The following is a 12,182-nucleotide window of genomic DNA, read 5'->3' as shown; positions in this document are numbered from 1 at the left end:
GGAAGGGTGATTTTCTTATGAAAGCTTAAATCGATGAACAGTTTCATTTAGCCTAGTCGTCATACTCATTAGCTCTTCTACCTGTTTGTTCATTTGATGGAACGATTGTAGCTGTTCATTGGCTGAGGCAGAAATTTCTTCGCTGCCTGCTGCTGTTTCTTCTACAACGGAACTAATATTTTCAATTGAATGCAGCACTTGGCCACCAAGCTCTGTCGATTGAATAATTTGTTCATTTAAAAATGCCATTTCTTGTTTAATATGCTGTGCTTTTGTTTCTATATTTTCAAAGGAGTGTGAGGTTTTGTCCATCGCATCCTGCTGTTGAAGAGAGAGTTTCACTCCTTCTTGTACAGTTTGACTAATGGACTGAATGCCTCTTTCAATATGACCGACCATGTCAAAGATTTGTCTTGTTGCCCTAGACGATTCATCTGCAAGCTTACGAATTTCATCTGCTACAACAGCAAAGCCTTTTCCAGCTTCTCCTGCTCTTGCCGCTTCAATCGCCGCATTTAGCGAGAGGAGGTTTGTCTGGCCCGCAATGTCAGAGACCGTTTTGGCCATTGCAGAGATTCCACTTGCGTATTGAGTAAATTCTCCTGCTGACTGCTCAATTTGTCTTGTTGCATGTGTATTTTTTTCAATCACTACTTTTGTTTCTGTTAACGTGTGCTTTCCGCTTTCCACTGCTTCAATAGCATCCTCTGTACTGCGGATGACTGTATGTGATCTCTCCGAATTTTTACGTCCATGCTGATCCATTTTCTCAATTAAACGAACGCTATACTGAAGATCCTCAGAAATGGCTTGTGAACCGTTTGCCATCTCGTCTGTGGATACAGACACTTGATTCGCTGATTCCATCAGCTTTTTGTTTTCATCGTCTAACTGGATCGAAAATGTCTCCACTTGACTTGATACATTGCTAATTTCTTTAATGAGACTTATGAGCTGATCTGTCATTTGATTGAATGATTCATTTAAGCCGCCAATTTCATCTTTACGCTGGGTGTTCATCCGCTCGACAGCCAGGTTTCCTTCTGCTATCTGCTTTGCTCGGTAAGAGAGTGATTTGATTGGTGTCACAATGGATCTCGTTAAACCAATATTCAAAAAGACGGCAATGACCATCAGTGTAAGAGCTGCGACTGATGCGCTTGTGATAATCCACTGCACGTTTTCTGCTGTATTCACTAAATTTTGTTCATACGCTTCTTGAGCTCTTTTATTCATCGTATGTACGTCGTTTAAGACACCATCAATTCTTGCTGCTACAAGTCTTGCATCGGATGCATTTTTTTCACCAATGGCATTGTTCGCTTCTTTGGTCCACGTATCAAACTTTGAATTTAGCCTCGTTAATGCTTCTTTATTCATTTTCCCTGCATTTTTGTTTAACGTTTGCACATTCTTTTTTGCTGTAGAAATATCGTTTTGAACATCCTCGAGCTGTTCATCTGAGAGTGTCAACGAATAGTTGGTCATAGCTTGTTCGACACTTTCAAAGCTTGCTTTCGTTTTTTGTACGTTCAGTAAGGTTTGAACTTCTGTTTCGTTTGATGATTGAATCTTTGTCATGCTAATAATGATAAAAGCGATGACACCAACCGCTAAAAGAAGTGAGATCAGTGAGTTGAGCAAAATTTTGACATTTAAGCTCATGATGATGCCCCCTCTTCTTTCAGAAGCGTCTGCTTCAGTCCATTTATTTTTTTGGTCAATTTTTCAGCATCTTTGAGCACTCGAATTCTTGCCATATCGATTCCGTCATTGCTTAAATCATAGACAATGTGACCGCTTTTAATTTGATTGTTCTTTACAAGCTCTTCGCTGAATTGATAGACCACTTCATCGACTTTTTTGACCATGGATGAAATGACGGCTTTTTCAGCTGTATAGTATTGATCACTGTCCACACCGATTGCATATTTGCCCTGTGATTGCGTTTCTTTTAATACACCAACACCCGTATAGCCTGCTACCGCATATAAAACGTCTGCTTTCTTTTTGATCATTTCTTTGGCTATTTTACTGCCTTTGCCTGCGTCACTAAACGTACCTGCATAGGTGGATAATATCTTGATTTTCGGGTTCACAAATTTTGCGCCTTTTTGAAATCCTTTTTCAAAACGGTGGATCACATCTGCATCGACGCCGCCAACAAAACCAATGACATCACTTTTCGTTGTCATGGCAGCAAGTGCTCCAGCTAAATAGCTTCCTTGCTCTTCTCTAAATGTCACTGAGGTGATATTTTTCAGTTCAGATACGGCATCAATCAGCAAGAATTGCTTCTTTGGATATTTTTTTGCTACTTTTTCTAATTCCTCTTGGCCGCTGAAGCCTATACCAATGACGAGGTCATTGCCATCTTTTACGAGCTCTGTCAGCCCTTTTTCATATGTATCAGTTTCTGCAATTTCTCTATAATCAAATTCAATGCCAAGCCCGTCACGTGCTTTTTCTAATCCTTTAAATGATGAATCGTTAAATGATTGATCACCAAGACCACCATCTGTCAGCATAACACCAATCCGCTTCACATTTGATTTCGGTGGTCCTCCCTGTTGATTGCTGCATGAGGCGAGCACTATAACCATGGCTGCCATCAGAAGTAATGAAATCTTCACTTTCATCCAAAAACACACTCCTTTTATCATCCTTACTCCTTTCTTATCGGATTTGAGGAGCGTTATTTCAATGATAAAAAGAGGTTCTTCACTGAAAAACCCTATTATTTATAACAAAAATAAAAAAAGTGAGGAAATGCTCACTTTTTCTCGTATGTCCAGCCTTCTTTTTGGTAGGCTTGATCATTTTTCATCAGATGACCTAATGCTCGTTTAAAGGCAGCTTTGCTCATTTGAAATCTTTCTCGGATATCTTCTGGGTCACTTTTGTCCCAGTAAGGCATGGCGCCATTCCGGCTTCTTAGATAGGTCAAAATTTCTTCTGAATCGATAGATAACGCATCTTGTTTTCTAGGAAGAAGGGAGACATTCACAGTTCCATCTTCCTTCACCGCAATCACGCGGCCTGTAACGGTCGATCCCAATCTTGGTTCTTCCTTTCGTTCTGTACGGTGGATAAATCCTCTCACCCCTGTGTCTGTCAACATAAAGGAACCTGTTGCAATTAAGCGATAAATCGTCCCCGTAATTTCTTTGTTCATGAAGGTATCCGGCGCCTCAGTAAACAATTCGCTGATCACATCTTCAGTGGCTGGCTTTGCGAACATTCTACCGTAGCTTGTGACTTTTAGCATACAGTATAGTTTGTCTCCCTTTTTTGGCCATGCTTCCTCAAAAGGCGGAAGATGTTCTGTTGCAACAAGTGCATCCTTTGACAAACCAACATCGACAAATGCACCCATGTCTTCTACAACGTCTACGACTTCTACCCAACCGTATGTATATGCATTGATTTTAGGTATTTTCATCGTAGCTGCCAGTCTTTCACCATGATCTACATATAAGTAGACTTCTACTTCATCTCGATCTTCAATATCCTCTGTCATCTCACTGCGGTGTAAGAGGACAGAATCTTTACCATCTGTTAAAAAATAGCCGTACTCCATCTCTTTATCTATTTGCAAGGTCAATTGCTCACCTGGTCTCATGTTCTCTTCCTTCCTATCTACCCATTAAAGAGCGTTCGTTCATCATTTGATTCACTTTATTCTACTATACTTCTTTCAACATGAACATCTCTAGTTCTGTTAGCTAAAGTGGACAAACTGCACTCGATTTATACCCCATGCAACTCAACTCTTTGATTTGTCTGTTCAATAAAATTTCTTCTTCACCTATTTGCATGATAAGATAGACGCAATATCTACAAATGGAGGTCATGCGTTATGGCAAAAGAAAGTTCATTTGATATCGTATCGAAGGTAGAGCTCCCTGAGGTGCAAAACGCCATTCAAGCAGCGCTTAAAGAAATCAAAAACCGCTATGATTTTAAAGGGAGTAAAAGTGATATTTCACTCGAAAAAGAAGAGCTCTCTCTCATCTCTGATGATGACTTTAAGCTTGAACAGCTAAAAGATGTGCTTGTGACCAAGCTGATTAAACGAAATGTACCAACTAAAAACATTGACTACGGAAAAACCGAGCATGCCCTAGGCGGGACAGTCCGTCAGCGCGCCAAGCTGATTAGCGGCATCGATAAAGACAATGCCAAAAAGATCCATGCACTCATTAAGCAGTCTGGCCTTAAAGTAAAATCTCAATTACAGGATGACCAAGTGCGCGTCACAGGAAAAAATAAAGATGATTTACAAGCGGTCATGTCACTCATGCGAAAAGCTGATTTGCCGATTGATGTCCAATTTATAAATTTTCGATAAATTTCAAATTTTCCATTGATTATTTCCGATTTTTTCGATACAGTTGATGGAAGTTCAATTCATTGACATGTTCATAGCGTTTTCTTATCAAGAGAGGCAGAGGGACTGGCCCTGTGAAGCCTCAGCAACCGGTGTAGTAGAAATAGATGTTTCTATGACCAAGGTGCTAAATCCAGCAAGCAACTGCTTGGAAGATAAGGAGAAGAATTTCGATACAGCCAAAAGTCTTCTTCTTATCAGAAGGCTTTTTTGTTTTTTTGTTACATAGAAATAAGGAGGAACACAATGGGCCTATTACAAGACTTACAAAATCGCGTACTGATTGCGGATGGAGCAATGGGAACACTTTTATATTCTTATGGCATTGACCGCTGCTTTGAAGAATTAAATTTATCAAGAGAAGGAGAAGTGAAAAGAGTTCACGAGGCGTATGTTCAGGCTGGAGCTGACATCATCCAAACGAACACGTACGGTGCGAATTATATTAAATTATCCCGCTACGGCTTAGAGGAAGAAACGAAACGCATCAATACAAAAGCGGTACAAATTGCTAAGGCAGCTGCTCGCTCTGCTTATGTACTTGGAACGATTGGCGGCATTCTAACGTTTAACAAAAATGCGTACTCTTTAGATGAGATTAAACGAAGCTTTAGAGAACAGCTGTATATCCTATTAAATGAGCAGCCTGACGGATTATTGCTTGAAACGTATTATGACCTTGATGAGGCAAAGGCCGTTCTCCAGATTGCACGTAAAGAAACGACTCTTCCGATTGTCATGAACGTCTCCATGCACGAGCAAGGTTTTCTGCAGGACGGTACACCGCTAAAAGACGGTTTATCTGAATTATCCTCTCTTGGCGCTGATGTCGTTGGCATCAACTGCAGGCTGGGCCCTTATCATATGATTCAGGCACTCGAAAGCGTACCACTTTTAGAAAATTCCCATTTATCTGTCTATCCTAACAGCAGTCTCCCATCCCTTGAAGAAGGCAGACTTGTTTATGATACAGATAATGATTATTTCCGAAATAGTGCACTAGCGTTTAGAAATCAAGGTGCGCGCATCATCGGCGGCTGCTGTGGAACGACGCCTCAACATATTAGCGCCATGGCAAAAGCGGTCAAAGATTTAGGACCGATCACAGAAAAAGAAGTGAAAGTTTTAAAAGAGGAAATCATTTCGATTCAAGACCAGCGCACAGAGCCAGGCCTTGACGAGCTGGCTGTTAAAAAACGATCGATTATCGTAGAACTGGACCCGCCAAAGAAGCTGAACTTTGAAAAATTCCTTGTCGCAGCGAACGAATTAAAGAGTGCAGGCATTGATGCCCTGACGTTAGCTGATAATTCTCTTGCTACCCCGCGCATTAGCAATGTGGCTTGCGGCGCTTTATTGAAACAGCAGCTTGATATACGCTCACTTGTCCATATTACATGTCGTGATCGTAATTTAATCGGACTCCAATCCCATTTGATGGGACTTGATACACTTGGATTAACCGATATTTTAGCGATCACAGGCGACCCGTCTAAAATTGGTGATTTCCCAGGTGCAACGTCTGTTTATGATTTAACTTCCTTTGATTTGATCCGTCTGATCAAACAATTTAACGATGGACTTTCTTTCTCTGGGAAGCCTCTTGGCAAAAAAACCAATTTTTCAGTGGCAGGCGCATTTAACCCAAATGTGCGCCATATTGATAAGGCCGTCAAACGGCTTGAGAAAAAAATAGAATATGGTGCTGATTATTTCATCTCACAGCCTGTTTATTCCGAGGAACAGCTTGTAAAAATTCATGAGGAAAGCCGTCATTTGGATAAACCGATTTATATCGGCATTATGCCTTTAACAAGCAGCCGAAATGCAGAGTTTATTCATCATGAAATTCCGGGCATCAAGCTGTCTGACTCGATTCGTGAGATTATGGCAAAGGCAGGAGAAGATAAGGAAAAGCAGCGAACAGAAGGCTTAGCGATTGCCCGATCTTTATTAGATACAGCCTGCGAATTGTTTAATGGCATCTATTTAATTACCCCTTTCCTTCGATCAGATTTAACAGCAGAACTCACGACCTACATCCATCAGAAAGAAAAGGAGTCAAACACACATGTCAACTATCACTGAACAGCTCAAGAAACGCATCCTCGTCCTTGATGGTGCTATGGGTACAATGATTCAAAATGCCAATCTCACAGCAGAGGACTTTGGCGGAGAAGAATATGAGGGCTGTAACGAGTATTTGAATATGACAGCCCCTCACGTCATCTCCACGATCCACCGTGAATATCTTGAGGCCAGTGCGGATTTCATTGAAACGAATACGTTCGGCGCGACAAAGCTCGTCCTTGATGAATACGAACTTGGTCATCTCGCCTATGAACTCAATGTACGAGCTGCTCAGCTTGCAAAGGATGAAGCAGATCGTTTCTCCACACCGGAGTGGCCTCGTTTTGTTGTAGGCGCAATGGGGCCTACAACAAAAACATTATCTGTGACAGGCGGCGCAACTTTTGAAGAGCTCGTCGCAAACTATGAGGAGCAAGCCCGTGCTCTTATTGATGGCAAATGTGATGCCCTTCTTTTAGAAACAAGCCAAGACATGCTGAATGTAAAAGCAGGGTTTAAAGGTATTCAGGAAGCCTTTCACGCTACCGGTAATCAATTACCACTCATGGTGTCAGGTACGATTGAACCAATGGGCACCACTCTTGCTGGTCAAGATATTGAAGCCTTTTATATCTCACTTGAGCATATGAAACCAATCAGCGTTGGCCTAAACTGTGCAACTGGTCCAGAATTTATGACAGACCATATCCGCACACTCTCCTCCATCGCAAAGTCGGCTGTCAGCTGCTACCCAAACGCTGGTCTCCCGGATGAAGATGGTCAATACCACGAATCCCCTGCTTCTCTTGCTAAAAAAATCGCCGCATTTGCAAAGGAAGGCTGGTTAAATATCGTTGGGGGCTGCTGCGGAACAACACCAGCTCATATTCAGGCATTGTCAGATGAAGTGCGCTCGCTTCAGCCGCGAAGCATGTCTCAGGAATCCTCTCCTCATACCGTATCAGGAATTGAGCCACTCATTTACGAAGAAGCCATGCGCCCGCTTTTTGTAGGAGAGCGGACAAATGTTATTGGTTCTCGCAAATTCAAACGATTGATTGCTGAACAAAAGTTTGAAGAGGCGTCCGAAATAGCTCGTGCTCAGGTGAAAAATGGCGCTCACGTCATTGATGTGTGTCTAGCAGATCCAGACCGTGATGAGGCAGCAGATATGGAAGGCTTTTTAAAAGAAGCCATGAAAAAGGTCAAAGCCCCTTTTGTCATTGATTCAACTGATAAACATGTGATTGAAAAAGCGCTCACCTATTCTCAAGGGAAAGCCATCATCAATTCCATTAACCTAGAGGATGGAGAAAAGCGGTTTGAAGAGATTCTTCCGCTTGTAAAACTATATGGCGGCGCACTTGTTGTTGGAACAATCGATGAAACCGGGATGGCTGTGACAGCAGAACGGAAGCTTGAGATTGCTGTTCGTTCCCATGACCTGCTAACGAAGAAATACGGAATTCCTGCAAGTGACATTCTCTTTGACCCCCTTGTCTTTCCAGTAGGCACTGGAGACGAGCAGTATATTGGCGCTGCTGAAGAAACGATCAAAGGCATTCAACTGATCAAAGAAACACTGCCTGAATGTCTCACGATTTTAGGCATCAGTAACGTATCTTTCGGTCTCCCGCCTGTTGGCAGAGAAATCTTAAATACCGTCTATTTATATCATTGCGTCCAAGCAGGACTTGACTATGCGATCGTCAATACTGAAAAGCTTGAACGATTCGCTTCGATTCCAAAGGAAGAAATCAAGCTAGCTGAAACTTTGCTTTATAAAACGAATGATCAAACACTTGCTGAATTCACTCAATTTTATCGCGGGAAAAAGAAAACAGAGAAAAAACCAAAGGTCTCCTTATCACTTGATGAGAGGCTGGCGCTATACGTCGTAGAAGGAACAAAAGAAGGGCTAATCGATGATCTATCCCTTGCCTTAGATCAATTGGAATCACCTCTTCATATCATCAATGGACCATTAATGCAGGGAATGGCGGAGGTTGGACGTCTTTTTAATCAAAACGAATTGATTGTGGCTGAAGTGCTTCAATCTGCAGAGGTGATGAAAGCATCCGTTTCATATCTTGAGCAATTTATGGATAAGCAGCATGCAAGCGGAAAGGGAAAAATTCTTCTTGCGACAGTTAAAGGAGATGTTCATGATATCGGGAAAAACCTTGTTGACATCATTTTGAGCAATAATGGTTTTCAAGTGGTCGATCTCGGGATCAAAGTAACACCTCAAACATTGATCGAAGCAGCACAAAAGGAAAAGCCAGATATGATTGGATTATCAGGATTACTTGTCAAGTCAGCACAGCAAATGGTGCTAACCGCTCAAGATTTACAAAAAGCGAACATCTCTGTTCCTATTTTGGTCGGCGGTGCTGCGCTTTCACGGAAATTTACGAAAATGAAAATTTCGCCTCATTATGATGGACCCGTTCTTTATGCAAAAGATGCCATGGACGGCCTATCATTAGCCAATGAGTTAAAAGCGAATCCCATTCAATTTCAAAGCAAGTCCTCAGCGGAACAAGAGTCACTCACTAAGGAGAAAGAAGTGAAACAGCCGAAAGCCGTCATCGAATTACTAGAAAAACGAGCAACATTGCCAGAGGCTCCGGTTTTTACGCCTGAGAATACGAAACGCCATTATGTGCGGGATATTGATTTGCATCATATGATACCTTATGTGAATGAGCAAATGCTCATCGGTCATCACCTCGGCTTAAAAGGAAAGGTCAAAAAATTATTGGCTGAACAGCATCCAAAAGCATTGGAGTTAAAACAACTTGTCAACGATCTTCTTCAGGAAGGCAGAGAGAAAAATTGGTTCGCGCCTGCATTTGTTTATCAATTCTTCCCTGCCAGTTCAAACGGGAATGATCTGCATATTTATAATCCAGAAGCACCTGAGCACATCATTGAAACGTTTCAGTTTCCAAGACAGGAGAAGCTCCCATACCGCTCCATTTCAGATTATGTGCGGAAAAACGAAGAAAATGAGAAAGATTATATCGCCTTATTTGCCGTCACATCTGGTGCTCGCATACGTGAAGTTGCCCAGCAATTTAAGCAAGAAGGTGATTATTTAAAAATGCATGCTGTTCAGGCTCTGGCGCTTGAGCTTGCAGAAGGGTTAGCGGAAAGAACCCACCAAGTGATTCGTGACAAATGGGGCTTCCCTGATCCAGTCGATTTCACAATGGAAAAGCGGTTCCAGGCCAAATATCAAGGGCAGCGCTATTCCTTTGGCTATCCAGCTTGTCCAAATCTTGAAGATCAAGAAAAGCTTTTCAAGCTGCTTCAGCCTGAAAAAATCGGCATTCATCTGACAGAAGGCTTCATGATGGAACCCGAAGCATCCGTTTCAGCGATCGTCGTTTCTCATCCAGAAGCTCGATATTTTAATGTTCATTAAAGCAGGACCTCCGTTACTGGAGGTTTTTTTGATAAATAGTGGAGTAAATATAAATTTTTACTTTTATTTAGCTATATTACAAATGACAGTACTTCACTTGAAAGGAGATGTTTGTCATGTTCAAAAAGAAGATAGGGTTCTTATGCTTACCGGCCTCTTCATCGCTACACCTCTCTTTCAATCACCTGCAGAAGCAAAGTAAAGCATCTACGAAACAAACAAAATATTAAATGGAAAAATTGGAACACCTTTACCCTGACTGTGATTATGCGAACAATGATACGATGGAAAAAGCTCAATTCTTACAGCATTCTCTTCATCTCAACAAAACGTATTTATACCATGAGGATAGCATCTCTTCTATGGAGGAAAAGAAAAGCAGAACGATCCGGCGCTTCTCTATTTCCTTGTCTCTCAGGCATTTTCTTACAAAGCAAAAAAGCTGTAGACACTTGATGTCTACAGTCTTTCTTTTACTTCTCGCAGGCTGATGAGAGAACATGAGCGAGTGCATTCGTGACCTTCCCGTGCTCTGACGCATGCGGACGGTCATCTCCATCCTTATAGCCATAATCAATCATTCGATTACGGTTTAAGCAAAGCTTTGTCAACTGAGGCTGGAATAGATCAAATAATTCAAAACGATCCTTCAACTGCGGGAATTGCTCTTGATAAAGCTGAATTTCTTCCGCAAGCAATCGCCAAAGCGTCTCTTCATCTAACAGCTGATGATTGTCTAGCACATTTGATACGTAACGCAGGTTACAAATAAACAGTCCTGTAAAGATAAATTGTACAAGACCTTCCGGCGGCTCACTGCGCAGCACTTCTTTTAAATCATCTTCTAGAGATGCTAATTCAGGCAGCGGCTGATCACTAATATTCACATCATCAACGAAATCTTTTATCGCCAAACGATGCGGCTGGTGATCTTTTAACACAAGAATCGTATTTTGCCCGTGCGGTGAAAAGACCGTTCCGTATTGGTACATAAAGTGCAGCAGTGGCGGCATGACGACATGGAAGAATGACGACATCCATTCTTTTGCTGTGAGACCCGATTTTTCAATGAGCTGTTTAATATACGGCTCTCCTTCATGATCTTCATAAGTAAATGCCGCAAGTGTAACAGGGCTCTCCCCTTCATCTAAGTACGTATAAATGCTTTCTCTAAAAATCACACCGAGCATTTCAAGGTATTGATACGGCGCACCAGGCAGTTTGCTGTAGTATGGATGATCGACATTGATACTTGCATTTTCACCTGGTAAAATCACGCGGCATACGTCAGATAAAAATGAGTCTTGATCGGCAATCCCTTTAATATGAGTTGTAATACGAGGAGCGATGACTGTTCGTTCTGACGGAAGTCCTCGGTACACAAGTGTATTTAAAATACTCATTGGCAATTTAATATGATGCTTGCCTTTATTTGAAATATTTGTAAAGGTTCTGATCGACTGCTGAGGAATATATTGATCAAGCCCCTCTCCTAAATACACAATGCGGCTCATGGCCAAATCTTCGGGGAAATGCTGAATAATCATATGCGTCCACTGCCATTTATGAACGGGCATCATATAATAATCAGCAGCATTCAACCCTTCATCCTTTAACACGCGTTGAAATTGACGAATGGTCACTTCATCTAATTCTTTTGCTATCACTTGTTCATAGCTTTCATGTTCAATCGCATGGAATGTGGCAAGCTCGCGGTGCACAGCAATCCAAGACAACTGCACACTTTCTTGCATTTCAGGTGCACAGGTTAAGTAATCATCGTAACTGAATCCAATGCGCCCTTTGTTATACACAATCCAAGGATGTCCTGTCATCTCCCCTTCAATCCATGCGTAATCGGTATCTGTCAGTTCATCCGCACGAAGTGCCTTTTTGGACAGCAAATGAACATCTGCCAGCAGGGTATGGTGAAGCTCTTTAATCAGATGGCCTGTTGTGTCAGAAGACATTGGTATGAGCGGCTGGATGTCTAGTAAAAACACAATGGCATTGACATCCTTCGTCCATTTTCCGTCTTGACAGCACTCTATCGATTCAGCAACCGTATCATAACTATCAAACAAACGAGGTTTTGCGAGATAGCGATACTTCTTATGTTCATGAATGATTAACTCATATTTGGCGATACCATCCTTTCCTTCTAGCTGAACAGGATGAAGCATGTCCTCATACATGTATTCAGACAGCATTTTTGCCACCATTCGCTGGTTTGCCTTTTTCCAAGCAGCAGGATTTACTGCTTTTTTCAATTCATCTTGTACATTCATCGCT

At 41.8% G+C, this 12,182-nt stretch carries 7 protein-coding genes and 1 riboswitch; of the genes, 3 read left to right on the top strand and 4 right to left on the bottom strand.

Annotated features, from left to right (window positions below; genetic code table 11):
* Positions 1-15: 15 nt before the first annotated feature.
* The 3 genes from LC033_RS07085 to LC033_RS07075 form a co-directional block, all read right to left on the bottom strand.
* Entirely contained in the window at positions 16-1,665 is a 1,650-nt protein-coding gene (locus LC033_RS07085) for a methyl-accepting chemotaxis protein (RefSeq protein WP_226567568.1), read from the bottom strand.
* Positions 1,662-2,639: a BMP family lipoprotein gene (locus LC033_RS07080; RefSeq protein ID WP_226567567.1), complete on the bottom strand. Its 978-nt coding sequence runs from the start codon at positions 2,637-2,639 to the stop codon at positions 1,662-1,664. The genes LC033_RS07085 and LC033_RS07080 overlap by 4 nt, the downstream gene beginning before the upstream one ends.
* A 134-nt stretch (positions 2,640-2,773) precedes the next feature.
* Complete coding sequence (locus LC033_RS07075; protein ID WP_226567565.1) at positions 2,774-3,622, bottom strand: CvfB family protein; 849 nt, start codon at positions 3,620-3,622, stop codon at positions 2,774-2,776.
* A 237-nt stretch (positions 3,623-3,859) separates the two neighbouring features.
* Between LC033_RS07075 and LC033_RS07070 the strand changes: the two genes are divergently transcribed.
* The 3 genes from LC033_RS07070 (at position 3,860) to metH (ending at position 9,890) form a co-directional block, all read left to right on the top strand.
* Complete coding sequence (locus LC033_RS07070) at positions 3,860-4,351, top strand: YajQ family cyclic di-GMP-binding protein (protein ID WP_226567561.1); 492 nt, start codon at positions 3,860-3,862, stop codon at positions 4,349-4,351.
* 81 nt (positions 4,352-4,432) lie between these two features.
* A riboswitch (SAM riboswitch) is annotated at positions 4,433-4,552 on the top strand.
* A gap of 84 nt (positions 4,553-4,636) precedes the next feature.
* A complete protein-coding gene (locus LC033_RS07065; protein WP_226567559.1) occupies positions 4,637-6,478 on the top strand; it encodes a bifunctional homocysteine S-methyltransferase/methylenetetrahydrofolate reductase in 1,842 nt (613 codons plus the stop codon).
* On the top strand, positions 6,462-9,890 hold the full coding sequence (gene metH / locus LC033_RS07060; protein WP_226567556.1) for a methionine synthase: 3,429 nt from the start codon (positions 6,462-6,464) through the stop codon (positions 9,888-9,890). The genes LC033_RS07065 and metH overlap by 17 nt, the downstream gene beginning before the upstream one ends.
* 473 nt (positions 9,891-10,363) lie before the next feature.
* Here the strand turns inward: metH and LC033_RS07055 are convergent, their stop codons facing one another.
* Positions 10,364-12,178, bottom strand: a complete 1,815-nt coding sequence (locus LC033_RS07055) for an IucA/IucC family protein (RefSeq protein ID WP_226567555.1) — start codon at positions 12,176-12,178, stop codon at positions 10,364-10,366.
* Between the last annotated feature and the right edge of the window lie 4 nt (positions 12,179-12,182).

The organism is Bacillus stratosphericus (genome assembly GCF_020524495.1).
GTDB lineage: Bacteria > Bacillota > Bacilli > Bacillales > Bacillaceae > Bacillus > Bacillus stratosphericus_B.
This window is presented reverse-complemented; position numbering and strand designations above follow the sequence as displayed.

Excerpts from the sequence above, each read along its gene's own strand:
- LC033_RS07085 (WP_226567568.1), bottom strand. The coding sequence starts at position 1,665 with ATGAGCTTAAATGTCAAAATTTTGCTCAACTCACTGATCTCACTTCTT.
- LC033_RS07080 (WP_226567567.1), bottom strand. The coding sequence starts at position 2,639 with ATGAAAGTGAAGATTTCATTACTTCTGATGGCAGCCATGGTTATAGTG.
- LC033_RS07075 (WP_226567565.1), bottom strand. The coding sequence starts at position 3,622 with ATGAGACCAGGTGAGCAATTGACCTTGCAAATAGATAAAGAGATGGAG.
- LC033_RS07070 (WP_226567561.1), top strand. The coding sequence starts at position 3,860 with ATGGCAAAAGAAAGTTCATTTGATATCGTATCGAAGGTAGAGCTCCCT.
- LC033_RS07065 (WP_226567559.1), top strand. The coding sequence starts at position 4,637 with ATGGGCCTATTACAAGACTTACAAAATCGCGTACTGATTGCGGATGGA.
- metH (WP_226567556.1), top strand. The coding sequence starts at position 6,462 with ATGTCAACTATCACTGAACAGCTCAAGAAACGCATCCTCGTCCTTGAT.
- LC033_RS07055 (WP_226567555.1), bottom strand. The coding sequence starts at position 12,178 with ATGAATGTACAAGATGAATTGAAAAAAGCAGTAAATCCTGCTGCTTGG.